The sequence below is a fragment of the Erwinia sp. LJJL01 genome (assembly GCF_047300805.2).
Lineage (GTDB): Bacteria > Pseudomonadota > Gammaproteobacteria > Enterobacterales > Enterobacteriaceae > Erwinia > Erwinia aphidicola.
Genome location: NZ_CP178575.1, coordinates 70,251 through 95,849, shown reverse-complemented (window position 1 = coordinate 95,849; position 25,599 = coordinate 70,251). Strand labels below are relative to the sequence as shown.

The following is a 25,599-nucleotide window of genomic DNA, read 5'->3' as shown; positions in this document are numbered from 1 at the left end:
AAGGCTGCATTAGTTCACGGAAAGGCTCTGAGCAAAGCGAAGAGAGCGACCCACGCCATGCGAAGCTGGCAGGGTACTCTTTCTTTAGAAAGCATATTTTATTCAGAAGTAACGTTCGAAGTTAACGATATACGGATACTGCCGTTCGAAGTTAATGATTACTGCCGCAATAGCATCGCCAGTGCTACGAAATTAACCGCACTCATTGTGGTCAATGCGCCACGCAGCGGGCGAACGTCTTGCACCAGTAGCGCTTCATGAGCTGTTTTTAGGCGGCCTGAGGACGCTGCGGGCGGTTTGATGAGTGGGATTACGGGCAGGTGCCAGCGCAGACACCGCGCTAGGCGCGGTAACGTTTCAAATCAGGTAGTTCAGAACGGGGATGCCGGCGCGCTCCAGCAGCAGCCTGTAGTATTTCTCGGCGTCCGTCACGTGCAGCTGGGGATGCTCAGCCTTAACGGCCGCTTCCAGTTTGTATTTCAGGGCAGGATAACATTCAGGACTCGACGTCCAGCGCGTCCAGGCCTGCTGGTAGCGGTCAGCCCCGCCGCGCGGGCGAAGCTGACGCAGTTTCTGCGAGTGGCCATCTAGCGCGGCCTCGATGTCGGAAGTTACCCGCTGCTTTTCCTCCCGCAGGTCCGGGCTGACAACCCAGCGCTTAATCTTTTTCAGGCGGTTTTTGAGCGAGTGGTGGTTATCAATGTTGATGCCGAGTCTCGCCATTTTGAGCTGGTGACGTTCGTGCTTCTGCTTCATCGACTCCGCGACGCCGGAGGCCACCGCCCACTGCCGGTATTTGTGCAGGGACTGCCTGACGGTCTCGATGGTCATGCCGCGCGAGGTGAAGAAGCTGTCGGTGAGGAAGATGCGCATCGGTTTGTTCTGCCCGGAATCCGCATCGCGATCGCGGTGAACCACCACGTAGTCCATCTGTTCCAGCACCCGCAACGCGTTAAGCAGAACGTCATACGCCTTGCGGCCGCTTTCATAGACGTGCAGCACGCCCATGCGCCGGGCGATATCCTCAACGGGCATCATGATTTCGAACATGTACTCGCTGTCGGGGCTGTAGTCACAGTTTGCGGCAAGCACCAGCGACAGGGCGCTGAGCGCTTCCCGGCTTTCAGAGCGGGCGGTAATGCGCATCGGTTTAGGCCGGAACGTCCGGTCAAAAATGCGCGAATACGGGGTATAGCCCTGACGGCGAAGCTCGATCAGATCGGGATTACGACACCAGTCGTGATTTCGGATGCAGCCGACAACGACTGAAGCCATGCCACGCGGCACTTTTCCGGTAAATCCGGGCTGATGATTGCGGTGCGTCTTAGACTGTCCCTTACGCTGGCTGTTGGACTCGCCACGCCGCGTGGAAGGGTTAAGATCTGGGGAGGGCGCCTTGAGCGCAGTTACCTTGTCATTCACCCTGTCCCGGACTTATGGCGGACAGGGGTTGTCTTATGAATTGCATGCGTTATAATCCTTCACAGGCCAGCGCCTGCTTTCGACCCCCTGATATCTGCTCCTGCCGCCAAGTAGTGACAGATTTCGGGGGGTTTTTGCATTTGGGGTCCAGACAATCTGCTGAACCACCGCCCTGGACGTTTTTACGGATACGTCCTATCCCTGAATTTTCTTTTATCCCGCAACGGCATGAACGCTGAAGGATCGGAACACATATTTTTACTTATGTTACCGTTACTTAGAAGGATCCCCAGTTAACGCCTGGAAAACCACTCAGCAAAGCATACCTTTTGATGTAACTGAAATCCAGCCTGAGTGACGCATAGATTCAAACTACGGCGAAAAAAACTCCAATAACTGAAGTTATGATGAAGATCACGAACTTATAGGTATAGGCAGCTGAATCGTAAGAGTTAAATAGAGCCATATCTATAGGCGTGTTTTCGTCAGATGACGATACGAAGGACACTTCAGCTTTGAATCACCACACATGAAGCTTGTAAAAAAGCATCTAACTAACGGGAGTTAACGCCCCAGTTCCTGCCGATAGTGCTGAAAAGGAATATGAACTGCAATTCTACGCTAAATATAGTATGCATAGCATCAGCAGCTAGCGTGCCATAGCGATTTTAAATCGCCCTGATGAAATAAAAACATTCTTTAGCTATCAAATGACTTTCGGCGTGCAATGCATATACCCGCCCCACTACATTCTGCCATACAAATAGGGGCGTATCATGTTGAATTTAAGAAAAATATCTAAAATCAGGCTCATGTTTCCTGAACTGACTGATTCACAATTTCAGGTGCTGATGTTCTATGCGTTAGGCTCAGACAGTGATAGTACGGCGGACATATTAAAGTGTTCAAAAAATGCCGTAAAGCTCTCACTAAGAAGGATAAAAGAGAACATGAAAGTTGAAAAACTTGATACGGTGAGGATCATCTATCATTCCAGAGTAAGTACTGCTCTTTTGGCTTCTGATGATTTTTCCAAGAAATATTCTGATGCGATAAATAAGCGTCAAAACTTGCAGCACTTAGCTTAATCGCGACATACCACACCTCTCCCTTACCCGCTGGGGAGGGGTCTAAGCCAAACACTATCCTGAAATAACCCACCCCATTCTTACCATGAGACCCCTGCAGGGGTCTGTATTTCAGATAAAGAGCATGAGATGATCTGTTTACTAAAATATCACCAAGATGAAACCATTATTCCTTTCCGCCAAGAGGGAATTGTGGCTAACATCATTTAATCACAAAGGTTTTCTCAAATATTTATAGTTAATTATTACTGGAAAGGATTTATGGTGAGCACTTACTAAGCGGATAAAGAATGACTCGTTAGCACCTTACACGGAAAAGTAACTAACCTATTGATTTATTGATGAAATCCAACAATTTTTCAATCATTTTCTTTGCTTCATCAAGCGATGCCTTATATTTTTTTGCTTCATCCTGTGAATCGTAAAACGGATTTAGCGATCTATCATTTCTATGCTGATGAAAATGAAAAATAGCCTCTGCTACATCATCGTCGAGCGTGTAGAAATAGCTTTCCGGATAATCCAGAGCCTTGGCGATACGAATGATGACGTCGAAAGACGGTGTAAAGCGACCGCTCTCATAGTTCGACAAGCGTGAATTGAGGCTAACCCCTTCAATTCCAATAAGCTCTGCCAGTTGTGCCTGTGTTAATCCTGCGGCTTCGCGAGCTGCTTTTAGTCGCTTGGGAACCATGCTCTACCACCTCTGCGTATCAGGGGATCATATAAAGCACTGACAACAACAAATATCATTATCGCAAAGATATTTGTTTCAATGTATTTTGGTGCTATAGTTTTAAACATCCCCGGTTCTACCGCCAAGAGAACTGTGTGCATGACAACCATAAAAAGTAGACTGAGCGATGCCGCTGTCTGATGGACAAAAGCTGAGTATGACAGCCCTGAACCATCGTCATCGCCCAGTGTATTTGGCTCAGCCGGATACAGAATGACCCCACAGGGGGATCGGTTCGGGCGAGAGCATGATGAATTTTGAACAGATCAATGGACAAAACTGGTATCTGGCGCAGTACATTACCGGCGGTAAAAACCGGGAGAGACTGTTTGACTGGCTGAGTGACCAGCAGATCACCCCATGGACGCCGCTTACCGTCAAAACCATCCCCCGCGCCGACAAGGTAAACTGCGTGCGGAAACGCATTTCCCCCCTGTTTCCCGGCTATTTCTTCCTCAAGGCCAATCTGGCCACGCAGCCTGTCGCTCAAATCCGCACGCACTCTGCCTTTTGCGGATTTGTCATGAGCGGCTCTCAGATTGCCCCCATGCGTCCACTGGTGGTTGAGGGGCTGATGATGCTCCACCCTGACCCTACCCTCTGCCCTGAAGCCCGGGACGAACTGCAGGAAGCCTCCCAAAAGCACCTCACGGCGGCGCAGTACCACTCTCTGCTGCGTATGGAGCAGGACGCGCGCCCGGTGTCGAACGTGGCCCTCCTGATGCAGCTTGTGTTCGAACCCGGTTCGCTCGGGTTCTGATGAAGTCCCGGGAGTTTCCCGTTAACCCGGCGGCACGCCGGATCCCTGTTCACTAACTTACTGCATTGCCGGCTGCCGGCAATGGTGCCTGAACCGGTCCTGCCTGGACGTCCCCTGTTCCTTTTACCGGTTAGCCTTTTCTGGCGTTTTCCTCCTGGCGGAAGGAATTCCAGACACCATTGCCGGCATCCGGTAGTGCTCCTCACTCAAGGAGATAGCCTTTGTACTCCGCAGATAATCCCGTACAGCATCTGCTCTGGTGCATTCTGGTCGCGCTTCGTTCGGCGGATCAGGAGACCCCCTTCGCTTCGGAGATGGGACGCAGACGCTTTATATCCGGCTGGCTCGATACGGCACGCGAAAACCCCGTTTTTCGGGGGATGTGTGCCGAGTTCACCACGCTGCGCCAGCTGCTCGACACCAGCGATAAGTCCATTCCCGTAGATTCCACGCTCAGCGTGCTGCTAAGCCATGCCACCGCTGCTGAGCGGTGCGATCTCTTTCGGTTTCGCACGACGCTTAACCTCCTGATGCAGAAAGAGTGGCGCCTTGTCGTCTGTCGGTTTCCGGAAAACATCACGGAGGAGCTGGTGCAGCGCCTCAAAGATCGCCGCAGGCATGCGCTGCAGCTTACGCGCACGGAGAACGCCTTCCAGTCGACCGGAGATATGGTGCTGCCGGTGACGTTTCAGCTGCTGATGAACCGCGCGCCGGATGACGGCGAAGGTGACGGTGCGGAGGCTATCTTCCATGCCGAAGGTTTTCAGGTTGTCGTGGCCGATACCGAGCTGGTACTTGATAACCGACGCTTCATCCGCACCCTGCATATCGGAACCGCGTCACTGCCCGCCAGCGAATGGAGCCCGCTGAAATACCGCTTCTGGCAGCCATCAACTGCACCATCATGCTCTGATGATGAACGCTATCACTGATAACGGGTTAAGCGAGAACCCGCATTCATGCTGAGGACAATCACAATGTGCATCACCGTAACCGAAAAGGATTTGCGCGAGCTGCAGATCTGTCGGGCCGCCCGGATCATTGAGTTCAGACGCGCCTGCCGTCTGCGCGCCAGAGCCCCGGAGGCGATCACCCTCGATAAGCTGACCACCCTGCGCAGCCTTATCGACGACGCCGAGGAGGAGATTGCCGAGTTCACCCAAAACTTTATGAGCTAACCCCCATTTTTCCTCCGGCAGTTCCGCGCCACGCTGTTACCGGCCCGGCACGCCACAATCCGACGATACCTATGAAAATACACACCACCCTACTGCTTCCCGTTCTGCTGGGCGGCTGCAGCCTGCCCCACGTCCGGCCGGCCGACGGTGATGCACGGACCTTCGTGGATAAGCAGATTGCCACGCAGTCCGGCATCATCGCCCTGGCGCAGAACGACCTGAGGCTCGCCAGCACGTCCGCGCAGCCCGCACGCGCCTCTCCGCTGCCCTCTTCCGGCAAGCCCGAAACCGCGATGGCGAAACCCGGTACGCCGCCCGCACCGGTGCCGCTGCGCAACCTGACCCGCGTCAGGACTCTCGGCCCGCCGCCGGCGCTGACCTTTATCAGCGTCAGCGAACGGGATCTGAAGCCGGATGCGCTGCTGCGGAAAATTATCCCGCCGGGCTGGACCGTGTCGCTGTCTGCCGACCTGAAGGTGAAGGCCGGAAAAAGCCTCAGCCTGCAGGCGGCGGACCAGTGGCCTTACGTGCTGGACGCGCTGCTGCGCCGGGAGGGCTGGGCGGCGCTGATAGACTGGCAGGCCAGGCGCGTCTCCGTGGCAAACATGACGGCCGCGTTCGTTGCCCCACCGACGTCTGCTCCACCAGTGGCCGTCAAACCACCTTCGCCTGCCGCTGCGCCCGCGCCAGACGGGGCGAAGAGCCTGTTCACCCGTGCGACAGGCAGCACCTCAACGCCAGCGGTGACGCCTCCGCTCACGCCGCCGGCGGTGACGGCACCCGCACCGGTCACCCCGCGCTGGCACGCCGAACGGGGCGCGACGCTTCGCGACACCCTGTTTATCTGGGCCTCGCAGGAAAAGTGCGCCACCGGACAGAACGGAACCTGGAGCGTGGCCTGGCTCACCGACGTTAACTACCGCATCGATGCGCCTCTCGCGTTCGCAGGCTCGTTCCGCGACGCGCTCGACGGCGTCTTCCGCCTGTACAGCGCCGCCAGCGTGCCGCTGTACGCGGGCATCAGCACCGCGCAGTGCCTGCTGAAGGTGGACGACAGGGAGGTGCGCTGATGGGTGCAGGCTACTGGCTGCTGTCGATGTTTCTGGCGTGGTTTCTGTTTTCGGCCGATATGACGCACCGCGACGCGACGCGCGTGTCTGAGCTGGCCGGCGGTGAAAGCCAGCAGCACGCCCGTCAGACCGTGCAGTACATCAACCTTATCAACGACTGGCTGTATGACCATCCGCAGAGCAGCGGCGTCATCCGCGACGCCGACCTCGGCTTCACGCCCTACCCCGGACTGAAGCACGTCATCAGCGACGGCCGGGTCTGGGTTTATCAGCCAGACGCGCGGGGCCTGTCCGGCGCGCTGGCCGCCCTCACGCGCGGCTCAGCCCTGCTCGGCCGGGTCAGCAGTCGTCGCCTGACCGATAACCAGGGGAACGACATGCGGGTCACCGTACCGGCCGTCGTCCCCGACGCCTCGCTCGTATATCTCAACTGACCTTCGGGACTTTCTCTATGCACAACACACCTAAGACGCTGGCGCTCGCCGCCGGCGTCAGCCTGCTGCTGTCCGGCTGCAGCAGCATGAACCGGATAGACCAGACGATGGCGCAGTCCGACCGGGACTTCGGCGCCGCGCGCGACCACATCAGTAAGCTGTCGTCGGGCTCGCCGGTGCGCGACCTGACCGCCCAGTGGATTAACCCGGTACCACTCAACGGTACCGCGCAGACGGCGGCGCAGCTGCCGGGCTGCGCCCTGACCCTCACCCGCCCGGGCGAAATTTCAATAGCGGAAATCGGCGCCATCATCACCCGCGACTGTAAGCTGCCGGTGGTTATCACGCCGGACGCCCTGTCGGCCATGTCGGCGGGCGGCGGCAAAACGGAGCGCATTCAGGGCAGCGTACCCGCCCCGGACGCCAGCGGCATGGTGCCGCTCAACGCCATGGGCGCCGTCGCCGCGCCCGTCCGGGCCACGGCAGGCGCGGGCAATACGCTGCGCGGCGTCTACTGGCAGGGCGGCGTTGCCGGCCTGATGGACTACGTCACCACGCGCCTCGGGCTGTCCTGGCGCTATGAGAAGGGCACCCTGGTGATTTTCTACCTCGACACCCGCTCCTTCCCGATCGCGTTCCAGGACTCCAAAACCTCCTTTGCCTCCCGCTCCGTGTACGGCTCCTCCTCCACGTCCGGCGAGGGCGGCATTTCCGGCGACGGCAACACCTCGCAGACCACCACCACGGACATGACCACCAACCGGTATAAGGAAATCGAGGCCACCGTGAAGGAGATGCTGACCCCGGGATCCGGACGGATGTCGCTCTCCAGCGGCATGCTGACCGTCACCGACACCCCGAGGGTGCTCGGCTCGGTGCAGAGCTACATTGAGGGGCGCAATAAGGAGCTCACCCGTCAGGTGCTGCTGAACGTCAAGGTCTACTCCGTCACCAAAAAGCGTCAGGACCAGATGGGCCTCGACTGGGACGCCGTGTTCAGGTCCGGCAGCGTCGGGCTGTCGCTGGGCAGCAGCATGCCGGGCATGGCCGGGAGTGCGATGACCGGCGGCGTGTCTATCCTCGACGGCAAGTTTGCCAACTCGAACGCCTTTATTCACGCCCTGTCGCTGCAGGCCAACGTCTCAACGGTGACGGAGAACGCCAGCACCACCACCAATATGAACCCGGTCCGGATCCAGGTGGTGACGCAGCAGGACTACTTCAGCCAGATAAGCACCGACAACACGGCCAACGTCGGCTCCACCACCTCGGTGGAGAAGTCGACCATATCCACCGGCTTCAACATGACGATGCTGCCCTACATCATGCCGGCCTCCGATCGCACCGAGCTGCAGTTCTCCATCTCCATGAGCGACGATCCGGAGATGCAGACCGAAAAAATCGGCGACGTCACGCTGAAGCTGCCCAAAACCAAAATGCAGAACTTCGCGCAGAACGTCATTCTCGACTCCGGTCAGGCCCTGCTCATCAGCGGCTACCAGCAGGCAAACAACGCGGCCAACAGCCAGGGCGTCGGCTCACCGTCCTTCTTCGGTCTGGGCGGCGGCGCGAACGGTCAGAACAACGACACGATGCTGGTCATTCTCATCACGCCAACCCTGCTGAGGTAGACCATGAGCAAAGAGAACGCACCGTATGTTATTCCCCACGGTCGTCATTCGCTGGTTGCCGGACTGCACTGGGAGCTGATTGCAGGCGCACGTGCCGCCGCCCGCCGCGCCGCACGCGCCCGGGAGGCCGACCGGCTGACCACCGTCCCGGCAGGCAGGGGCCAGCTGCTGACCGGGACCGGCAACCTCAGCGACGCCGGACTCACGCCGAAAGAGGCCCGCCGCGCCGCGTCGCTGGCGCTCTGCGCGCTGCCTGAGCTCGGGGCGCACGGCTGGGGCATCTTCCCGCTCGGTAACGATCGCTACTGGTTCATCGCCGCCCAGGACGGGCAGCTCTCGGTGCTGTCCGACGTCACGGGCGACCGTGAGGCGGTCTGCCAGGCGCTGGAGACCTTCCTGAGCTTTGACACGGCGGCGGCCGATGACCGCATTCTGTACTGCCCCGACGGGCTGGTGCCGGGCGTGTCGGGGTGCGAACGGGCGCTGGAAGACCTGTTGTCCGGACTGACCGTGTCCCGCACCGCGAGGCTGCAGCCGGTCTCCAGTCGCCGGGCGCTGCTTGCCTGGTCGGCCCTGCTGCTGCTGGTATTCGGCGGCTACTTCGGCCATCAGCAGTATCAGACCTTTCAGGATGAGACGAAGCAGGCGGCGGCGCGTGCGGCGTTTCTCAAGGCCCGCGAGCAGCTCAAGTCCGCCACCCCGGCGGTGCTGCTGCCCTGGAAAAGCCAGCCCGTGCTGCAGGACTTCGTCAGCCACTGCAGCCGGCGGTGGCAGGCCGCTCCGCTGAGCATCGCGGGCTGGCGCTTTACCACCGCCGACTGCACGCAGGACGCCATTCGTTTTGCCTGGAGCAAGCCCGCCGGCGGCACCATCGGCGACTTTGCACATCGCCTCGCGCACTGGTATCCGGGTCTGGCGCCGCTGTTCAACATCCCGGGCAGCGCCGACACCGGCGGCGTGGCGGTGGCGCTCAGCATGCCGCTTCCCGCCTCACCGGAGGACGCAGGCAGCATGGAGGCGCAGACGCAGCGCCTGACCCACTACGCCCAGCAGCTGCGCGCGCGGCTCAGCCTGACCGAAGACGGCGCGGCCACCACCCGCATCGACGGGCAGCAGCTGGCGCTGCCGTTTCGCAGCTTCAGCTTTACGTTCAGCACCGACATCCCGCCGGACCGGCTGTTCAATCCGGCGCAGTTCGACGCCTCCGGCATCCGGCTGACGCGCATCACCGTCAGCCTCGCCCAGGCCCGCCTGCACTACGTTCTCGAAGGAACCCTCTATGCCCGACGTTAAACTTCACTGCGCCCTGACGGGCGTTCTGCTGGCCGGACTCGCGTTCGGCGCCCAGGCGACCCCGACCGCTGCCGTCACCGGACCGGCACTGCCGCCGCCCGTTGCCATCCCGGTGCCCGCTGACCTGCCGGCGGACACCCTGAACCTCGCCCGCCTTGAGCGTATTCAGAGCGACACCCTGCTGTACGAAGCGCAGGGCGCGCGCGCCAAAGCCCTGCTTTCGCTGCAGCAGAACAACGGCTATGACGCCTCCGTGCCCTCCGCCCTGACGCAGACCCTGCTGTCCCCCGCGCCGGGCAAAACGCCCGACCCGGTGCGCGGCAGCCTGCCGCGCATTGCCGAAATTGCCGGCAGCGGGAAGCAGCTGCGGGCCCGCCTGGTGCTTGCCGACGGTGCGGGCGTCGAGGTGGTCGCCGGCCAGCGCGTGCCGGGCTCGGGCCATACCGTGAAGCACATCACCGCGCAGGAAGTGCAGGTCACCACCGCCGCCGGGGAAACCCACACCCTGGCGTTCACCGAATGAGGTTTCCATGTCAGAGACACTGCTCCCCCCTGCAATAAAGGACTGGCTGCACCCGGTCAGCGATGACTCAGGCAGGACCACGCTGCACATCGCCGAGCACCACCGCGCCGACGTGCGCGTCCAGTCTTACGTCAACGCGCTGCGCCAGAAGCAGCCCGTCACCCTGCAATTCATCCCGCTCGACGAGCTCCGCGAGCTGAAAACCGCCCAGCCGGATGCGTCTGCAGGCCAGGACTTCAGCAGCAGCCAGAAGCGTGTGGTCGGCCTTTTTCGTCAGGCGACCGCACTACACGCCTCTGATATCCACCTGGAGATTGGCCGGGGCGGCACCACGCTGGTCATGATGCGCGTCCACGGCGACCTGGTCCGGGTCGACTCGATTTCACAGGAGGACGGCATGAACCTTGCCTCCACCATCGTGCTGTCGATGTGCGACGTGGCCGAGGCGCAGTTCAACGCCAACCGCCAGCAGGACGGCCGCCTGCGCCGCGACTTCCTGCACGGGCTGAACCTGTTCGGGGCGCGCTATGCCCACACCCCGGCGGTGTACGGCCTGTACGTGGTAATGCGCATCATCCCCGACGACGGCGCCTCGCCGCCCACCCTCGACGAGCTCGGCTACCTGCCCGCGCAGCAAAAAAGCCTGCGGCGCATGCTGCAGCGCCCCGAGGGCATCGTCGTGCTGTCCGGACCGACAGGCTCCGGCAAGAGCACCACGCTGCGCACCTTCGCCAAACTGTATCTGGACAGCACCGGCAACCTTCGCCGCCTGCTGACCATTGAGGATCCGCCGGAGGGCAGCATTGAGGGCGCGGTGCAGACGGCGATCGTCGCCGACAAGAACAACCCGGCGGCCGTCGCCACGGCGTGGGTGCGGATGATGTCCGCCGGGCTGCGTCTTGACCCGGACGCCATCATCGTCGGCGAGCTGCGCGACGCGGACTCCGCCCGCACCGGCGTCACCGCGGCCATGACCGGCCACCTGCTGATGACCACCCTGCACGCTAACGACCCGATCAACATTCTTGAGCGCCTGCTCGGCATGGGCATCAACCCGGCGCTGCTGACCGACCCGCAGCTGTTTATCGGGCTTATCAGCCAGCGCCTGGTACAGCTGCTCTGCCCGGCCTGTAAGCGGCCGTGGTCTGAGGTGAAGGACGCGCTGACGCCGGAGGAGCACGCGCTGCTGACTCACGGCTGCCAGCCTGAGAACCTGTATTTCCGCCACGAGGCGGGCTGCGGGCAGTGCCACCGGGGCATCGCCGGACGCACGGTGATCGCCGAGGTCATCAGCCCCGACGCCAGGTTTATGCAGCTCTACCGCGAACAGGGCAAGCTTGCCGCCCGCGCGTACTGGCACACCACGCTCGGCGGCATCACCCGCAACGCGCACCTGCTGCATCACGTCAACGCCGGACGGGTCGACCCGCTGGCCGCCGACCGCATCAGCCCGCTGGACGAGGACCGCTGGCTGACATCTGATGCCGGGGTGACGTCATGAAGGCCCTGAGCGCCCTGCGTAACCGGGCCCGCCGGGGCAGCGCCGGAACGGCGGGCTGGCGGTACGCCGCCACCCGCTGGATCTACCGGCACACCTTTACCACCCGCGACCGGCTGGCGCTGTATGAGGACCTGGCCTTTCTGCTCGACAACAACCGCACGCTGGAGGTGGCGCTGACCAGCATGCGCGACACCGCCACCGATTTTGGCCGCCGTTCGTCCCCGTCGGCGGTCTGGCTCAACGACTGCCTGACGTCGCTCAGCCACGGCCAGTCGCTGGACGTGGCGCTGGCCGACTGGGTGCCCCGTCAGGAGGCGGCCATTATCAGCGCCGGGGTCATGGACGGGCGCGTGGCCGACGCGCTGCGCCGCGCCATGACCGTGGTACAGGGCGTGGACGAGATGAAGACCACGGTGTTCAGCACGCTGGGCTACCCGCTGGCGCTTATCGGTACCGTCGTCAGCATCATGGTGCTGGTCAGCGAGCACTTCATTCCGCAGCTCGCGAAAATCGTGCCCCGCGAGACGTGGGAGGGCGGGATATGGTGGCTGGGGGCCCTGTCAGACTTTGTGGTGGTGAACGGCGTGCTGCTGTCGCTGACCACCGCCGTGCTGACCGCCTGGGTTATCTGGTCGTTCGGCAACCTGACCGGGCGTGTACGGCGCGTGCTTGACCACCTGGTGCCCTGGTCGGTATACCGGGATTTTCAGGGCGTGGCCTTCCTGCTTAACGTCTCCGCGCTGCTGCGCGCCGACGTGAAGACGCTCGAATCGCTCGATATCCTGGCGCGCAACGCCTCGCCCTGGCTGCTGGAGCGTCTCAACGCCACGCGTCGCCTGGTGCGGCAGGGGCAGCATCTGGGGCTCGCCCTGCGCAACACCGGCTATCACTTTCCGTCGCGCGACGCCGTCAACAAGCTGGCGCTGCTGACCGACGGCGACAACGCCGAAATCATCATTGAGAACTACGCCCGCCACTGGCTGGTGCGCGCCGTCAGGCTGATTAAGCGCCGCATCCTGCGCCTTTCTGTGGCGCTGTTTCTGCTGGTCAGCGGCTACATGTTCCTGCTGGTGAGCGTGATTCAGCAGCTCAACGACATGGCCGCCCGCCTTGGCGGCTGACCCGTTTCACCCTCGCTTTTTTCAGTTCTATCCGGCATTACCGCCATTCACAGCAAAAAGGAAACACCATGAAAAAATCAGCAACACAGGCCTGCGCGCGCCCGGTTCATCGCGGCGTACTGAGCATTGAGATGGCCGTCATCCTCGCCGTCATCGTCGTGATGGTGGTGGTCATCTTCGCCAACAGCGGCAGCCTGTTCCGTAAAAATGACACCACCATGGAGCTCGGCAATATGCAGGAGATCATGACCCAGACCCGCACCCTGCTGAAAACCCAGGGCGGCTATGAGTTCAGCGACGCGGCCCGCATGACCGGATCGCTGATTCAGTTCGGCGGCGTACCGGCCTCAATGACGACCGTCGGCGATCGCAGCAGCGGCAGTGCCACCGTCATCAACACCTGGGGCGGCAGCGTGACGGTACAGGCCGAGGCCACCGGCGGCGGCAGTAAAACCGGCTTCTCGCTGACCTACGAGGCCGTGCCGCAGGAGGCCTGCGTGACCATGGCGACCAAGATGTCGCAGACCTCCGTGGTCTCGGAGACCACCCTCAACGGCACGATGACCGCGGGTCCCGTTACGGCATCCGACGCCGGCTCGCAGTGCCAGGCGGACACCGGTTCCACGGGCAACAACACCCTGAAGTTCAAGAGCAACACCTGACTGACCGGGCAGGCCGCGCGCCTGCCCCCTTACCGGACTGATGCCATGCAAAGAACCCTGCCACGTATCGCGCTGCTCCTGCTGCTCTTCGCCTCCGGCTCCGCCAGCGCCTTCTGCTTTCAGGCCGCCGGCGCGCGCTACCAGATAGATCCCGTGCTGCTGGAGGCCATCGCGGTGCAGGAAAGCCGACTGAACCCCCGGGCCACCAACGCCAATCGCAATAAGGCCGGCCAGGTGACCAGCACCGACTACGGCGTGATGCAGGTCAACTCCAGCCACATCCCGACGCTCGTCAAAATGGGCATTATCCGCTCGAAGGAGGATCTGCTGAGCAACGCCTGCCTTAACGTGCAGATTGGCGCGTGGATCCTCGCCACCCATCTTAAAAAGTGCGGCGTGAACTGGAGCTGCCTCGGCTCCTACAACGCCGGGTTTAAGAAGGAGAGCGAACCGACCCGCATGCGCTATGCCGGGCTGGTTTACGGCCACTACAGCCGCCTGCTGGCGAGGCGATGACGATGCCGCTGCTGACGTTCTGCGCCTTTTATCCGGCGTTTATTCTTACCGGACGGCAGCTGGTCCGCCAGGCCGCCGGATTTATTCATGAACAGGAGGGAAAGCGACCGCGCGCCCTGCCCGGTGCCTGCAGACTGGTGCTGCTGTTTGCCGGAGTTGCCGCACTGGTGGCCACCCGGGGGCTGGTGCTCACGCTGCCGGCACCGGAGGTGCTGCGCGACCTGCTGCTGACGGGATGGTGCCTGCTGCTGAGCACGCTTGACCTGGCCCGCCGCTGGCTGCCGCTGCGCCACACCAGCGGGTTCATCGCCAGTGGACTGCTGTTCTCACTGCTGCCCGGTGCCGCCGTCACGCTGCCCGTTGCGGTGGTGAACGGGCTGGTGATGTTTACGCTCCTGAGCGTCTTTCGCCACTGGGCGAACCGGCACGGCCCGGAGCGCTTTGGCCAGGGCGACGTCTGGCTGCTCGCGGGCTTCAGCGCCTGGCTGACGCTGCCGGTGTCGGCCGGGCTGACGCTTTGCGCGCTCGGGCTGATTGCGCTGCGCCACCTCGCCGGGCTGACCGGTCTGATGGCGCGCGCGCGGGAGGTGCCGTTCGCCCCCTGGTTCTCCCTGTGCCTCGCCGCGTCCATCCTGGCGCAGCGTTTTCCCTTTTCAACAGGCTGACACGCATGAAAAAACCGACTCCCTCCCCCGTTAACCGGGGTTTTCTGAGCATCGAGGTGCTTCTCGTCCTGCTCGTCATCATGCTCGCCGCCGTTTACGGCTATCCGCGCTACGCCCGCTATCTGGAGGAGCTGGAGTGGGGCGTGGAGGCCCGCAACATGACGGCGGTGGGCAGCGCGGCCAAAAGCTTTATCCGCGACAACCGCGAGGCGCTGACCGCCCAGGTCAGCGGCGGCACCCCGATAACCATTACCGCCGCCAGGCTGCAGACGGACGGCTACCTGCCGCCGGGGTTTGGCCTGCGCAACGGCGCGGCCCAGAGCTACACGGTCGGCATCGCCCGCGACCCGACGTTTAACCAGAAACTGGTGGCGTTCGTGCTGACCACCGGCGGGCGCGAGTTCAGCTTCCAGGGGCTGCGCTACATCTCGCAGAAGGTGGACGGCGCGGGCGGCTACGTCTGGCCGGCCAACGTCGCGACGGGCGCGTTCGCCGGCTGGGAAATGAACCTCGGCACGTACGGACTGAGCGCGGCGCGCGGGCACCTCGCCACCTGGCTGTCGTCCGAGGTGCTCGGCACCGACCTGCAGGAGAGCGACCGCCTGTACCGCTATCAGGTCAGCGGCCGTCCGGATCTGAACCGCATGCACACCGATATCGACATGAACGGCAGCAGCCTGAACAAGGCAAAAGACGTCAGCGCCGACACCGGCACGTTTGGCCAGACCGTTACCGCAGAAGACGACATCAAAACCAGGGGCGGCTGGCTGATAACCGGCAGCGGCAAGGGCTGGATGAACGAGGCGCACGGCGGCGGTCTGTATATGGACGACAACAGCTGGATAAAGTCGGTGAACGGCAAGGGCATCATGACCAGCGGCCAGCTCAAAGGCGGCAGCGTGCGCAGCGACGGGCAGCTGTCGGTGGGCAACACCATCGAGCTCGACAGGATCAACACGGTCGGCCAGGCCTGCCCGAAAAACGGCAACATCAGCCGCAACGCGGCCGGGGCCACGCTCTCCTGCCAGAACCTGAAATGGGTGCTGAACGGCGGGCAGAACATCACCTACACCGTACATACGCTGGGCGGCCTTGATGTTGGTAAACCGATTGCCGCAGCGGATACCAACCTCTGCTACATCACCGGCAAGAAAGAAGGCGATTCAGCCGTCGTCAACGCCACCTACAGCATTTACATTCAGAACGGCTACTGGATTGCGTCTTTCTATACCCTCCGCGAGCTGTACGTCACCTGCGCCCGTTTTGGGTGACATGCCTGATGTCAGTGCCTCATTACTTCTTTTCTGGACACGCTACTATGAAAATTAATCCTCTGGCCACTCTGGCCGTCATTCTGCTGTCCGGCTGTCAGGCCAGCCAGCCGGATGCCGCACCTGAGCTGACCCCGGCATCCGCCGGTGCCGCCCAACTCCGCAGCGCGCAGCAGCAGCTGTACCATGCCGGCGCGCTGAACCAGAAGGCCCTGCGCCTGCCCGGCACCTTCAGCGCCAACAGCGACCGGCTGTCGGTTGACTGGGAGGGCGACGCCGTTGAGCTGCTCGCGCAGCTGGCCCGCCAGCGCGGGCTGCACTTTGCCTACAGCGGGGTGCGCCTGCCGCTGCCGGTCAGCGTTCACGCCGACAACGTCACCTTTGAGAGCCTGCTGCGCCAGCTGGAGACGCAGATAAGCTGGCGCGCCTCCCTGAAGCAGCAGTCCGCCGAGCTGCACCTGTACTTTGCCCTGCCGGATAAGGGAGGGCGCCTCGCATGAAACGTACCCTGACCGCCCTGCTGCTGCTGGGCTGCGCCACCAACGGACTGGCGGAGGACGCCCCGCCCGGCGGCCTTTCGGACTACATCAGCCCGCCGGTGAACGACTATAACGGCCTGAGCGACACGGTCTGGCAGATGCTCAACGACGCGGGCCAGACCGTGGGCTTTCAGGGCGGCAAGGCCCAGCGCGCGTGGGAGCTGCGCCAGCAGCTGACCGCCCGCGACGGCGTGCTGAACGACATGTACGACTTTCGCCCGCTCATCAGCCGCCAGGGCTACCTGCCACCGGTCATCGCCACCGCGAGCGACATGGCGCACGTGACGCCCGACCAGATCCGCTCGGCGTACCGTACCTACAACATCCTGCTGCCGGCGCGCTTCGTCAGCAACCCGCCCGGCTGGCGCACCTGGCTGCTGCCAGGCCTGGCGGCAAAGCGTATTGAGGCCCCCGACGTCAGCGTCCGCCCCAAAAACGGCAAAGAGAAGGCCGTCTGGGAGGCGGCGGTGCGCCGGGGCTGGGAGGAAGGCCGCCTCAGCGCCGATCGCACCCTGGAGTCCAACTTCAACCGCCTGACCCGCGACTACACCGGCATGCTGCGCTACTCCACGCTGCTGCAGCAGGGCATGATACAGGCGCCGGACGTGAAGGAGACGCAGCAGAGCGTCACCGGCACGCGCGACGCGCTGATGATTGGCGACAAGGTGAAACGCATTCAGGATCCGGCGGGCTTCGTGGTGGATAAAAACCACTGGAAGCCGGTTATCCGTAAGGAGCAAAAATGACCTTTCCGGCGTTCGACTTTCACCGGCACGGCGGCATCACCGGCGACGCGCTGCGCGGGTTTCTGGTCCACTGCGCGCGCAACGGCGTGTCCGATATCTTCCTGCAGGGCGGCGGGCCGATTGTCGTTGACCTTCACGGCCGCAAGGTCAGAGCCACCGGGTTTCGCATCGAGCCGCCGCAGCTGACGCGCCTGATGGACGACGTGTTTTCCGGGCAGATCAAGGGCGACCTCAAGGCCGGTAAGGGCGTCGACCGCGCCCTGCAGCTGACCGGTGATATCTATCAGCGCTATGGCCTCGACCGGGGCGAGCGCCTGCGCTTTCGCTGTAACTTCGTGCAGGCCACCGTCGGTGACTACGACATGGTGCCGGCACTGACGCTCAGGACCATCCCGACGGTCATCCCGGCGCTGGAAACCCTCGGGCTGGAGGCCGATTTATTCCCGGCGCTGCTGCCGCACAAGGGCATCGGCCTGGTGGTCGGCGAGACCGGATCCGGCAAGTCCACGCTGCTGGCGGCCATTTACCAGTACTGCGCCCGCACCGACCCGGACCGCAAAATCGTTACCGCCGAGGACCCGATCGAGTTTCTGCTCAACTTTCCCGATGCGGTTCTGATGCCGGAACAGTCGCAGATAGGCCGCGACGTGGCGTCGTTTTCCGAGCACCTGCGCCTGACGCTGCGCCGCGCGCCCGGGGTTATCGGCGTCGGCGAAATCCGCGATCCCGAAACGCTGCTCGGCGCCATCATGAACGGCCAGTCCGGCCACCTCTGCCTGTCGACCATGCACACCAACTCGCCCGGGGAGACCATCCCCCGGGCGCTGAACCTGGTGCCGAAAGAGCAGCATGAGGCGATGGCGCATAACCTGCTCAGCAACCTGCAGTACGTGATTGCCCAGCGCCTGCTGCGCACCACCGACGGCAAACGGCAGTCGGTCAGGGAGTATCTGGTGTTTGACGAGGAGATCCGCACGGCACTTGGGCGGCTCGACCACACCCGCTGGCGCGACTGGATTGATAACCATCTGTCTGAGCGCGGCGCACGCATGAGCGACAGGGCGTGGTCGCTGTATCAGGATGGGCGAATTGACGAGCGCGAACTGCTGAGCGTCATCACCCGTCGCGAGCTGGACATCAGGAGGCAGTCATGAAGGGGAACCCCTGGCGGGACGCGGGACGGCGGCTGGAAATTTTCGGCATCCCTGTGGTGCTGTTCACGCTCTATACCGCGTGGTTTCAGTGGCCGGAGACGTCGACGCTTTACGCCGTAACCGGCCTGATTATTTTCTTCCGCCTGCTCTCGTGGCGGGGTTTTACCATCACGGTACTGTGGCAGCGCCTGGTCCGGCTGCTGCGCGGCAGGCGGCTCACGGGTCGCCCCTGGTGGTACCGGATGTTCTTCGAATAACAGAAAGTTGTGCCCTCACGGATTAATGTTAATGACAAATTTGTGCCCCGTTCTGTGAGCTTTAAACCCGTTTGCATGTTTCTTGTGTGAGAACAGACGGTAACGTGTACTGCCGCCATACCACAGATTCAGCGTAGCGCTTTCAACGAGCCCTATGTTGTACGTGCAGCATGTGAAGGAGAAACCACTCTCTTTTAATGCATCCTCCATTACTTTAGATATATAACCCTGTAGCAAATGCGATTTAATTGTAAGTCTTTTAGTAGTCACTCTGCTTAAAGAGGAAATTTTACCAATGAAAGATCGAATAAAATCCGCACGTTCAGATGATGACATTGCAGGCGGTATGAAGTTTTTGTTTATATCCAATCGCACATCCCCACTGAAGCCAAAAGTTAAATATGTGTTTTCAATTGGCCCTTTGATAGCAAAGAATGCGGTGAGCGCAGAGACCATCACCACTAATAAGATAATCAAAAAATATAACATTACGCTACCCAACGTTGTCAGGAACATATCGAGCAAATAATCGACAGCGACAGCCATGAACAGCAAAGCAGAAAATAACCAAAGCATTGATAAAAAGATAACCTTACTCAGAAGGATAACTTTAAATTCTTTGACCAAAAATCGCCTAAGAAAGAGTGAAATAGCAAACATTATAAGTAAAGAACAGGCAACATCCCTCATACAAAAACTCCTTAATGTCTAATGTATGTATAGGCACTTACTTTACATGATGAGATATATAAATGGTTAATGATAAACCTGATAAAAGCTCTGTTCAGGACACCCTGAGCCTTCTTCACAGTCGCCTAACTGAAAAAGATTTCCTTAGCCTGGAAAAAGTCCCTTATGCCTTGACGCTCATTGAGGAGATGATGAAAGTAACGCCCCCCTCAGGTTATCCCGATCCTGATGACCTGGATTATCTTGCCCGTTTACTGAGGGAAGAGAAATTCAGAGAGAAGCGAGAGAAACAACGTGCAACGCAAATAACGACCTGCCTTCAGTCCATGATAGATACTGTGAAAGCACTAACGGTACGGGCCAGACTGGCCCGGCCACCGAAAGAACCGCAGTATCCCTGGGATGGCGGCATGCTGGCACAGATATTTACGATGATGATGATGGTTCCGGTATTTCTACTGCTTGCCGTTCTGGCGTTTATCGATATTTCGGACACGGCTAAAGCCGGGATTATGGTGGGCTATCTCATCGTGAATATCATTCTAGCCGTCGCCCTGAAGAACTGCGTCATGCTGATCATCATGGCGCTTATGCTTCTCTTATCGTTTTTTTTCACGCTACTGCTGACTCAGTTTCACCCTCAGTACGCATTCTGAACCCTTAACACCGGTATTCACGGCCGGGCCTTAATCCTCATTCTTCCGTACCCCTCTCTCATTCACACAGGCGCGCGCATCCGGCAACGGAGGTCTTCTGCTGCCTGTTCTGGAGGCAATAATGAAAACACGTACCTACCTCACCATCACCCCGGACGACAAAAAAGACGCGCTGCGTGCGGCCGGACGCCTGCCCGACGGCGGCTACCCGCTTGAGTATGATCGGTCGCAAAAACTCTGGTTCGCCGGGCCGGATGCGGATCTGGACAAAATCAAAGCCTGGCTGCCGGAAAATACCGTGACCGGGCAGGTGAAAGACGTCGCGTACGACCTCAGCCCGGCCGAAGAGTTTGGCCAGGTCCTCAGAGATGCCGGGTTTGTTTTGCCAGGCGGCGAGCTCCCTGAGATGGACGGCAAGCGCCACCGGGTAGCCACAGAGGGCGACAGTCACGGCAAAAAGTCCGGCGTCTACCAGGGCTACATGAACGGCCGCCCGGCCGGCTGGTATCAGGACCATCGCGCCAGTGAAGAAAAGGTGAAATGGACCTCGTCGGGTAAGTTTCAGCAAGACCCGGCGGAAATGATGAAGCAGCGCGCTCTCTCGGCGCAGAACCGCTGGGACCGCGACGCACAGGCGCAGGCCGACTATGCCCGCATGGCCAGAACGCTGGCCGGGCAGTGGCAAAAGATGCCGGTTCCTTCCGATGTCCATCCGTACCTGGCCCGTAAAGGGGTGCCCGCCGCAAACGGCGTGAAGCTGGACAAGTACGACAACCTCGTTATCCCGCTGCGCAACGCCGACGGCGATATTCGCACGCTGCAGTACATCAAACCTGATGGTACCAAGACCCTGAAAAAAGGGGGTGAGAAGACCGGCAACTTCTTTGTGGTCGGAGGCGATCTCCGTCCCGACAGGCCGGTGCTGTACGCGGAAGGTTACGCCACCGCCGCCAGCCTCCATCTGGCCAGCGGCCTGCCGGTTGTCATGACGGTTGACGCCGGAAACATGGTGACAGTGTCACGGAACCTCAAAGCGCTCTACCCCGATGCTGCACACGTCATCCTCGGCGAGGACGATTTTACTAAGAAAGACAACAAGGGCGTGGCAAAAGCCCGGGAAGCCGCCGGGGCCATCGGCGGCATGACTCTCATTCCGCAGTTCACCGACGACGAGCGGACGCAGACGATCGCCGGCACCGCCGCATTCAGCGACTTCAACGACATTCATCAGTCCCGGGGGCTGAACGCCGTGCGCGACCAACTGGCTCCGGTGCTGGACACCTTACTCCCTGACTGGCGTCAGGCTTTCAATCAGGAGCACACCATGCCAGACACCCACACCGGCCATGACAGCCACGCTGAACGGCAGGATGACCACGGCGACTTCGCCGACTACGCGGCGTATATGGAACAGCAGGCGTTCACACCAACGGAGGGATCCGGCACCGTGACAACACCGGAACAGGCTCCGGTGCCTGAACCAAACGGTCCGCAAAAGCAGGCATCAGAGTCTGTTCCGGCTGAGGTGGCACCACAGCCGGTGGCCGAACGGACAGACGAAACCCCTCAGAGTGCTGAGCAGAAACCCCTGCCGCAGGCTGAGGCGTCATCCTCTGCAGCGCCTGAGTTCGCTGCAGAACAGGCTGCGGCGCTGCAGGAGGTATCGCAACCGACTGAAACCACGCCTCAGCCCGAAAGTTCAGAGCCTGCCCCGGTGATGGAGTCCACCATGCCAGCAGAGCCGGAGCCATCGGCTGCTGCACGTGCCGCCACGGCAGTGGAAGAGACCGCCCTCCCGCACGCTCAACCTGACGTCGTCCCGGTCACCGCATCCGCCCGCCAGGAACCTGCTTCACCTGCACAGGAAGAATCGCACTCTCCCTCAGCGCCGCTTTCTGCTGAAGAGAACGGCTTCAGCTTCACCTTCGGACGGCAGGCCGGTGACGTCAGCCCGCAGGAAGCCCCGGTTGAGCGCATCAACCTCGATGAGCTGCTGCAGGGGTTATCCAGCCGCCAGGAGGGGCACACCTGGATTTACGCCCTCGACGGTCAGGACGCGTTTCGCGACTACGGCGACCGCATCGTGATGGCGACCCCGGAGGCCAGCGACAACGACCGCATGATCCTCGCGGCGCTGCTTTCAGCGAAGGCCAATCAGCGCGGCGCGGTGGAAATCACCGGCAGCGAAGCGTTTATCCTCAAAACGATGACGCTGATTGCCGACCACAACATCGAGGTTCACCTGAAAAACCCGCAGCAGCGCGCGCAGTTTGACGCCCTGCTGAAAACACGGGCGGAGAACGCGGTGCCGCAGAACGGGCTGGATATCAGCCAGGCTGTGGCGGATAACGCGTCGCCCGCACCTGCAGTCTCAGTACCGGAGTCTTCCCCACCGCCCGTATCCGCCGCGCCGGTTTCGGCGACACCGGTATCCGTCTCTGATCCGGTAGCGGCGCCTTCTCACGCTCCGCAGATGTCGGTGCCCGAGCGCGAGACCCTGCGCACCGGCCTCACCGGCAAGCTGATGGAGGCGGGTAAAGCCCCCTATCAGTTCGACAAGAGCAACGCCGACAGCTTCTACGTGGAGCTGCGCACCCGCGACGGCAACAAAACCTACTGGGGCGTTGAGCTCGAGCAGGCACTGAAGGACAGCGGCAGGCAGCCGGGGGATATGGTGAAGCTGCAGTACCTCGGCAAAAAAGCGGTCACGGTAAATGCGCCGATCAAAGACGCCGACGGCGTGGTGACCGGATTTCAGGCCATCGACACGCACCGCAACCACTGGACGATCGCCCCGGCCGCTGACAACCGCCTGCTGGTCGCGGATAAAAATGCCGTCGCCCCGGCCGAGCTGTCGGCCTATGACGGCAACGCGTTCTGGGCGCTGCAGCAGCAGCTGACCCGCGCGGCGCGGCTGACGATCGCCACTCCGGATGCCACCGGCCACGGGCTGATGTACACCGGGCCGGATGGCAAAGGGCAGCCCTCACCCGACTCCCCGCCGGCGGGCACGCCAGTGCCAGCGCAGGCGAAGGCCGCCGGTTCCGTCGTGATGCACGCCACGGGCGCGGACGGCGAGCTGCTGGCCCACCTGGTTAAGGGACACGGTGACTACCTGCAGGGCGTTATCCGCCACGAAGGTGAGCTGCGCCACGTGCTGGGCCGCCTCTGCTCCGCCGCCAGCGGCAGCACCTATCTTGCGCTCAACGCGGTTCAGGAGAACGGCGCGCTGTCGCTTATCGGACACGGCTCGGCCGTCAACAGCGTCAGTAACGGCGCGGCGAACTTCGACACCTTCGCCTTTCAGATGAAGGGAAAGGACGCACCTAAGTTTGCCGTACCGCTCGTTTCCCCGGAAAAGATCCCGCCGGCACTGCACAGCAGGCTGGGGTTCTCACAGGCGTACGCACCGCCGAAGGCTGAGAGCTCCGCAGAAGCCCCGCGCGCGCAGGTAAAGCCGGCCAGTCAACCCCAGCCAATGTGAGGCCCCTATGCTCCGAACGATTTGTATCACCCTGCTCCTGGTGGCGAGCGTGCCCGCCGGGGCCGCATCGTGCCGTGCCGGGACGGCCGCCCAGACCGGCAGCGAGTCCGGCTATGAGCGCGCCCGCGCCGCCGCCGAGGCCTGGTCACAGCGCCAGAACAACGTCTCCGCCTCGCTTGGCGACTGTCTCGGCAACATCTCCACCACGATAACCGCCCCCACCTTTCCGAACCTGACGGAGGTGATGAACCAGATTGGCCAGAAAATCTGCAAGGCGGCGCGCGACAAAATCAGCGACTACGTGCCGCCGACGCTGGATCCGTGGGGCGACCTGCCCGGCGTGTCCGGCGTCGCCTCATACGGCGCGGCGGTTCAGACCATAGCCGAACCGGCAGCGCAGGCGACCTCCGTCGGCGATCGCCTGCGCGCCTTTATCTCACTGAACTGACGGAACGTCCCGATGAAAAAAACCAATGCCTCCCCCCGGGAGGCTGCTTCCCCGCAGGAAGACCCGACCGTTCCGTTTATGGCCGCGATGAAGCTTCACATGAACAACATGCTGAACGCCGCCTTCGCCCACAGGGCGCTGTCGGTGGCGCTGATCGCCTGCACCGTCAGCCTGCTGCAGCTGCCGGTCAATGCCTGGCTTATCTGGAAGGTGGCCAATCCGCCGGTGAAGTATTTCGCCACATACAAAGGCAGCGTGCTGGAGCAGTTCCCGACCGACAAGCCGGGCTACAGCGATGACGACATCATTGATTTTGGCGACAAGCTGATACGTGACGCATTCCAGATCGACTTTAAAAACTACCGCACCCAGATGAACGCGCAGCAGCAGAAGTTCTCGGAGGGCGGTTTCAGCGGCTACTACAGCGCAATGACTGGCTCCAACCTGTTCGCCAGCGTCACCACTAAAAAGCTGCTGATGTCCGCCAACGTCACCCGCAAGGGGGTGATTTACCGGCGCGGAGTGGAGAACAGCAGCGGCCTGTACGTCTGGGACGTGCAGTACCCGGTCACGCTGAGCCTCGATGGCCAGACCCATAGCCTTCCGGCGCAGTCCTTCATCTTTACCGTGCGCATTCAGCGCACCGACGTCAGCGTCAAGCCGCAGGGCATTGAAGCCGACGCGATCGTCACCCGCGACGTCCGCTAACCCACCTTTTCAGGAACGCTTATGAAACGACTCACACTGACCACGGTGGCCCTGCTGCTGTCCGCCGTTCCGGTGCTGCCCGCGCTGGCCACCGACTGGGCCCCGGCCCGGACCGGCAGCGCACCGGTCGCCGCAACGCCTCCGGCACCTGCCACTGCCACTGTGACAGCGGATCCTCCTGCTGACACGGTGACGCCACCCACCGCGACCGACATCACCGCCCCCCTTCGCCAGTCGCCGCCGCCCGCCCCGCCGACGGCGGAGCAGGCCTGGGCTATCGGACAGGCCAACCCGCTCGGCAACCGCCAGGGCGTGGAGATGCTCGGCCAGGTAATGGACGAGGCGAGCCGGGGCCGCGCCTGGCAGGCCACCGACGTGGTGCCGCGTATTTCCACGCTGACCGTCAACCTCTCCCCCGGCGCTTCCATGCCGGTATTGCGCACCACCACGCATCAGGCCAGCACCGTGATGTTCACCGACAACACCGGCGCGCCCTGGCCGCTCGGCGCCCCGCCCTGGAACGGTAACCCGGACGGCTTTGCCGTCAGCTTCATCCCGGACAGCAGCGTGATGACGGTGCAGGCCCGCCGCCAGTACGACCGGGGCAACGTTACCGTCTACCTCAAGGGGCTGGCGGTGCCGGTCATCATTGACGTCAACAGCGGCGAGGCGGGCAGCCGCGCCACTTCGCGCGTCATCGACGGCCGTCTTGACCTGCGCGTGCCGCAGCGCGGGCCGCAGGCGAAGCGTCTGACCACCGGAGTGGCCAGAATCGGCCTGAACAATCCGACCCTGCAGGCGTTTCTCGACGGCGTTCCGCCGGCTGAGGCGAAGCGCCTGAAGACGCAGGGCGCGCTGCCGGACACGCAGGTCTGGCAGATGGGCGATGACCTGTTCATCCGCACGCGCAGTGAAATCCGCGACGAGTTCGAGCTGACTCAGGCCTCCGGCGACGGCACCTGGCTCTACAAGCTGCCCCTGACGCCCGAAGTGGCGTTCTCACACGCCGGCAAAACCGTATACCTGTCGATCTCTCTGGAGTAGCC

General features: G+C 61.7%; 27 protein-coding genes. 24 read left to right on the top strand and 3 right to left on the bottom strand.

Going from position 1 to position 25,599, the window contains the following annotated elements; all coding sequences use genetic code 11:
• Window positions 1-357: 357 nt before the first annotated feature.
• Window positions 358-1,275 carry a Replication protein gene (locus tag ACLI4M_RS00900; protein WP_413449707.1) on the bottom strand — a complete coding sequence of 306 codons (918 nt, stop codon included), beginning with the start codon at window positions 1,273-1,275 and terminating at the stop codon, window positions 358-360.
• Between the two features lie 923 nt (window positions 1,276-2,198).
• On the opposite strand from ACLI4M_RS00900, the gene ACLI4M_RS00895 reads away from it, so the two are divergent.
• Window positions 2,199-2,510, top strand: a complete 312-nt coding sequence (locus ACLI4M_RS00895) for a hypothetical protein (protein ID WP_133625216.1) — start codon at window positions 2,199-2,201, stop codon at window positions 2,508-2,510.
• Window positions 2,511-2,832: 322 nt separating this feature from the next.
• Here ACLI4M_RS00895 and ACLI4M_RS00890 read toward each other — a convergent pair whose 3' ends face one another.
• Window positions 2,833-3,204: a helix-turn-helix domain-containing protein gene (locus tag ACLI4M_RS00890; RefSeq protein WP_133625215.1), complete on the bottom strand. Its 372-nt coding sequence runs from the start codon at window positions 3,202-3,204 to the stop codon at window positions 2,833-2,835.
• A gap of 289 nt (window positions 3,205-3,493) precedes the next feature.
• On the opposite strand from ACLI4M_RS00890, the gene ACLI4M_RS00885 reads away from it, so the two are divergent.
• The 18 genes from ACLI4M_RS00885 to icmT all read left to right on the top strand — a co-directional run bounded on the left by ACLI4M_RS00885 (window position 3,494) and on the right by icmT (window position 18,567).
• Window positions 3,494-4,006, top strand: coding sequence for a transcription termination/antitermination NusG family protein (locus tag ACLI4M_RS00885; RefSeq protein ID WP_413449706.1), 513 nt, complete (start codon window positions 3,494-3,496; stop codon window positions 4,004-4,006).
• A gap of 221 nt (window positions 4,007-4,227) precedes the next feature.
• Complete coding sequence (locus ACLI4M_RS00880) at window positions 4,228-4,938, top strand: hypothetical protein (RefSeq protein WP_133625214.1); 711 nt, start codon at window positions 4,228-4,230, stop codon at window positions 4,936-4,938.
• 45 nt (window positions 4,939-4,983) lie between these two features.
• Window positions 4,984-5,184, top strand: a complete 201-nt coding sequence (locus tag ACLI4M_RS00875) for a hypothetical protein (RefSeq protein ID WP_133625213.1) — start codon at window positions 4,984-4,986, stop codon at window positions 5,182-5,184.
• Window positions 5,185-5,255: 71 nt separating this feature from the next.
• Window positions 5,256-6,254: a toxin co-regulated pilus biosynthesis Q family protein gene (locus ACLI4M_RS00870; RefSeq protein ID WP_253539688.1), complete on the top strand. Its 999-nt coding sequence runs from the start codon at window positions 5,256-5,258 to the stop codon at window positions 6,252-6,254.
• Window positions 6,254-6,688, top strand: a complete 435-nt coding sequence (gene pilM, locus ACLI4M_RS00865) for a type IV pilus biogenesis protein PilM (protein WP_133625212.1) — start codon at window positions 6,254-6,256, stop codon at window positions 6,686-6,688. Before ACLI4M_RS00870 ends, pilM begins: the two co-directional genes overlap by 1 nt.
• Before the next feature lie 17 nt (window positions 6,689-6,705).
• Complete coding sequence (locus ACLI4M_RS00860; protein ID WP_166643222.1) at window positions 6,706-8,319, top strand: PilN family type IVB pilus formation outer membrane protein; 1,614 nt, start codon at window positions 6,706-6,708, stop codon at window positions 8,317-8,319.
• A 3-nt stretch (window positions 8,320-8,322) separates the two neighbouring features.
• Window positions 8,323-9,612, top strand: a complete 1,290-nt coding sequence (gene pilO2, locus ACLI4M_RS00855; RefSeq protein WP_133625211.1) for a type 4b pilus protein PilO2 — start codon at window positions 8,323-8,325, stop codon at window positions 9,610-9,612.
• On the top strand, window positions 9,599-10,135 hold the full coding sequence (gene pilP / locus ACLI4M_RS00850) for a type IV pilus biogenesis protein PilP (protein WP_133625210.1): 537 nt from the start codon (window positions 9,599-9,601) through the stop codon (window positions 10,133-10,135). Before pilO2 ends, pilP begins: the two co-directional genes overlap by 14 nt.
• A gap of 7 nt (window positions 10,136-10,142) precedes the next feature.
• The gene (locus tag ACLI4M_RS00845) at window positions 10,143-11,636 is read left to right on the top strand and encodes a GspE/PulE family protein (protein WP_133625209.1); all 1,494 of its coding nucleotides are present in this window, start codon (window positions 10,143-10,145) and stop codon (window positions 11,634-11,636) included.
• Complete coding sequence (locus tag ACLI4M_RS00840; protein WP_133625208.1) at window positions 11,633-12,757, top strand: type II secretion system F family protein; 1,125 nt, start codon at window positions 11,633-11,635, stop codon at window positions 12,755-12,757. The genes ACLI4M_RS00845 and ACLI4M_RS00840 overlap by 4 nt, the downstream gene beginning before the upstream one ends.
• 68 nt (window positions 12,758-12,825) lie before the next feature.
• Window positions 12,826-13,419 carry a type 4 pilus major pilin gene (locus ACLI4M_RS00835; RefSeq protein ID WP_133625207.1) on the top strand — a complete coding sequence of 198 codons (594 nt, stop codon included), beginning with the start codon at window positions 12,826-12,828 and terminating at the stop codon, window positions 13,417-13,419.
• 45 nt (window positions 13,420-13,464) lie between these two features.
• Window positions 13,465-13,935 carry a lytic transglycosylase domain-containing protein gene (locus tag ACLI4M_RS00830; protein WP_133625206.1) on the top strand — a complete coding sequence of 157 codons (471 nt, stop codon included), beginning with the start codon at window positions 13,465-13,467 and terminating at the stop codon, window positions 13,933-13,935.
• Window positions 13,932-14,600, top strand: a complete 669-nt coding sequence (locus ACLI4M_RS00825) for a prepilin peptidase (protein WP_133625205.1) — start codon at window positions 13,932-13,934, stop codon at window positions 14,598-14,600. The genes ACLI4M_RS00830 and ACLI4M_RS00825 overlap by 4 nt, the downstream gene beginning before the upstream one ends.
• A 143-nt stretch (window positions 14,601-14,743) precedes the next feature.
• Window positions 14,744-15,871, top strand: a complete 1,128-nt coding sequence (pilV, locus tag ACLI4M_RS00820) for a shufflon system plasmid conjugative transfer pilus tip adhesin PilV (protein WP_253539697.1) — start codon at window positions 14,744-14,746, stop codon at window positions 15,869-15,871.
• 47 nt (window positions 15,872-15,918) lie between these two features.
• Window positions 15,919-16,371 carry a DotD/TraH family lipoprotein gene (locus ACLI4M_RS00815; RefSeq protein WP_133625203.1) on the top strand — a complete coding sequence of 151 codons (453 nt, stop codon included), beginning with the start codon at window positions 15,919-15,921 and terminating at the stop codon, window positions 16,369-16,371.
• The gene (locus ACLI4M_RS00810; RefSeq protein ID WP_133625202.1) at window positions 16,368-17,156 is read left to right on the top strand and encodes a type IV secretory system conjugative DNA transfer family protein; all 789 of its coding nucleotides are present in this window, start codon (window positions 16,368-16,370) and stop codon (window positions 17,154-17,156) included. Before ACLI4M_RS00815 ends, ACLI4M_RS00810 begins: the two co-directional genes overlap by 4 nt.
• A complete protein-coding gene (gene traJ, locus ACLI4M_RS00805) occupies window positions 17,153-18,310 on the top strand; it encodes a plasmid transfer ATPase TraJ (protein ID WP_133625201.1) in 1,158 nt (385 codons plus the stop codon). Before ACLI4M_RS00810 ends, traJ begins: the two co-directional genes overlap by 4 nt.
• Window positions 18,307-18,567 (top strand): IcmT/TraK family protein, encoded by a 261-nt coding sequence (gene icmT / locus ACLI4M_RS00800; RefSeq protein ID WP_133625200.1) that lies wholly within the window; start codon window positions 18,307-18,309, stop codon window positions 18,565-18,567. Before traJ ends, icmT begins: the two co-directional genes overlap by 4 nt.
• 15 nt (window positions 18,568-18,582) lie before the next feature.
• Here the strand turns inward: icmT and ACLI4M_RS00795 are convergent, their stop codons facing one another.
• Window positions 18,583-19,257, bottom strand: coding sequence for a hypothetical protein (locus ACLI4M_RS00795; protein ID WP_133625199.1), 675 nt, complete (start codon window positions 19,255-19,257; stop codon window positions 18,583-18,585).
• Between the two features lie 62 nt (window positions 19,258-19,319).
• On the opposite strand from ACLI4M_RS00795, the gene ACLI4M_RS00790 reads away from it, so the two are divergent.
• The 5 genes from ACLI4M_RS00790 (at window position 19,320) to ACLI4M_RS00770 (ending at window position 25,597) form a co-directional block, all read left to right on the top strand.
• Window positions 19,320-19,913, top strand: a complete 594-nt coding sequence (locus tag ACLI4M_RS00790; RefSeq protein ID WP_133625198.1) for a hypothetical protein — start codon at window positions 19,320-19,322, stop codon at window positions 19,911-19,913.
• Window positions 19,914-20,034: 121 nt separating this feature from the next.
• Window positions 20,035-23,397: an LPD7 domain-containing protein gene (locus ACLI4M_RS00785; protein WP_413449705.1), complete on the top strand. Its 3,363-nt coding sequence runs from the start codon at window positions 20,035-20,037 to the stop codon at window positions 23,395-23,397.
• Between the two features lie 7 nt (window positions 23,398-23,404).
• Complete coding sequence (locus ACLI4M_RS00780; RefSeq protein WP_133625196.1) at window positions 23,405-23,845, top strand: conjugal transfer protein; 441 nt, start codon at window positions 23,405-23,407, stop codon at window positions 23,843-23,845.
• Window positions 23,846-23,857: 12 nt separating this feature from the next.
• Window positions 23,858-24,553 carry a DotI/IcmL/TraM family protein gene (locus ACLI4M_RS00775; RefSeq protein WP_133625195.1) on the top strand — a complete coding sequence of 232 codons (696 nt, stop codon included), beginning with the start codon at window positions 23,858-23,860 and terminating at the stop codon, window positions 24,551-24,553.
• 21 nt (window positions 24,554-24,574) lie between these two features.
• Window positions 24,575-25,597 carry a DotH/IcmK family type IV secretion protein gene (locus ACLI4M_RS00770; protein WP_166643221.1) on the top strand — a complete coding sequence of 341 codons (1,023 nt, stop codon included), beginning with the start codon at window positions 24,575-24,577 and terminating at the stop codon, window positions 25,595-25,597.
• The last annotated feature ends 2 nt before the right edge of the window (window positions 25,598-25,599 follow it).

What these genes read in the sequence shown, in the direction of transcription:
- ACLI4M_RS00900 (WP_413449707.1), bottom strand. Translation starts at nt 1,275, where the DNA reads ATGGCTTCAGTCGTTGTCGGCTGCATCCGAAATCACGACTGGTGTCGT.
- ACLI4M_RS00895 (WP_133625216.1), top strand. Translation starts at nt 2,199, where the DNA reads ATGTTGAATTTAAGAAAAATATCTAAAATCAGGCTCATGTTTCCTGAA.
- ACLI4M_RS00890 (WP_133625215.1), bottom strand. Translation starts at nt 3,204, where the DNA reads ATGGTTCCCAAGCGACTAAAAGCAGCTCGCGAAGCCGCAGGATTAACA.
- ACLI4M_RS00885 (WP_413449706.1), top strand. Translation starts at nt 3,494, where the DNA reads ATGATGAATTTTGAACAGATCAATGGACAAAACTGGTATCTGGCGCAG.
- ACLI4M_RS00875 (WP_133625213.1), top strand. Translation starts at nt 4,984, where the DNA reads ATGTGCATCACCGTAACCGAAAAGGATTTGCGCGAGCTGCAGATCTGT.
- ACLI4M_RS00870 (WP_253539688.1), top strand. Translation starts at nt 5,256, where the DNA reads ATGAAAATACACACCACCCTACTGCTTCCCGTTCTGCTGGGCGGCTGC.
- pilM (WP_133625212.1), top strand. Translation starts at nt 6,254, where the DNA reads ATGGGTGCAGGCTACTGGCTGCTGTCGATGTTTCTGGCGTGGTTTCTG.
- ACLI4M_RS00860 (WP_166643222.1), top strand. Translation starts at nt 6,706, where the DNA reads ATGCACAACACACCTAAGACGCTGGCGCTCGCCGCCGGCGTCAGCCTG.
- pilO2 (WP_133625211.1), top strand. Translation starts at nt 8,323, where the DNA reads ATGAGCAAAGAGAACGCACCGTATGTTATTCCCCACGGTCGTCATTCG.
- pilP (WP_133625210.1), top strand. Translation starts at nt 9,599, where the DNA reads ATGCCCGACGTTAAACTTCACTGCGCCCTGACGGGCGTTCTGCTGGCC.
- ACLI4M_RS00845 (WP_133625209.1), top strand. Translation starts at nt 10,143, where the DNA reads ATGTCAGAGACACTGCTCCCCCCTGCAATAAAGGACTGGCTGCACCCG.
- ACLI4M_RS00840 (WP_133625208.1), top strand. Translation starts at nt 11,633, where the DNA reads ATGAAGGCCCTGAGCGCCCTGCGTAACCGGGCCCGCCGGGGCAGCGCC.
- ACLI4M_RS00835 (WP_133625207.1), top strand. Translation starts at nt 12,826, where the DNA reads ATGAAAAAATCAGCAACACAGGCCTGCGCGCGCCCGGTTCATCGCGGC.
- ACLI4M_RS00830 (WP_133625206.1), top strand. Translation starts at nt 13,465, where the DNA reads ATGCAAAGAACCCTGCCACGTATCGCGCTGCTCCTGCTGCTCTTCGCC.
- ACLI4M_RS00825 (WP_133625205.1), top strand. Translation starts at nt 13,932, where the DNA reads ATGACGATGCCGCTGCTGACGTTCTGCGCCTTTTATCCGGCGTTTATT.
- ACLI4M_RS00815 (WP_133625203.1), top strand. Translation starts at nt 15,919, where the DNA reads ATGAAAATTAATCCTCTGGCCACTCTGGCCGTCATTCTGCTGTCCGGC.
- ACLI4M_RS00810 (WP_133625202.1), top strand. Translation starts at nt 16,368, where the DNA reads ATGAAACGTACCCTGACCGCCCTGCTGCTGCTGGGCTGCGCCACCAAC.
- traJ (WP_133625201.1), top strand. Translation starts at nt 17,153, where the DNA reads ATGACCTTTCCGGCGTTCGACTTTCACCGGCACGGCGGCATCACCGGC.
- icmT (WP_133625200.1), top strand. Translation starts at nt 18,307, where the DNA reads ATGAAGGGGAACCCCTGGCGGGACGCGGGACGGCGGCTGGAAATTTTC.
- ACLI4M_RS00795 (WP_133625199.1), bottom strand. Translation starts at nt 19,257, where the DNA reads ATGAGGGATGTTGCCTGTTCTTTACTTATAATGTTTGCTATTTCACTC.
- ACLI4M_RS00790 (WP_133625198.1), top strand. Translation starts at nt 19,320, where the DNA reads ATGGTTAATGATAAACCTGATAAAAGCTCTGTTCAGGACACCCTGAGC.
- ACLI4M_RS00785 (WP_413449705.1), top strand. Translation starts at nt 20,035, where the DNA reads ATGAAAACACGTACCTACCTCACCATCACCCCGGACGACAAAAAAGAC.
- ACLI4M_RS00780 (WP_133625196.1), top strand. Translation starts at nt 23,405, where the DNA reads ATGCTCCGAACGATTTGTATCACCCTGCTCCTGGTGGCGAGCGTGCCC.
- ACLI4M_RS00775 (WP_133625195.1), top strand. Translation starts at nt 23,858, where the DNA reads ATGAAAAAAACCAATGCCTCCCCCCGGGAGGCTGCTTCCCCGCAGGAA.
- ACLI4M_RS00770 (WP_166643221.1), top strand. Translation starts at nt 24,575, where the DNA reads ATGAAACGACTCACACTGACCACGGTGGCCCTGCTGCTGTCCGCCGTT.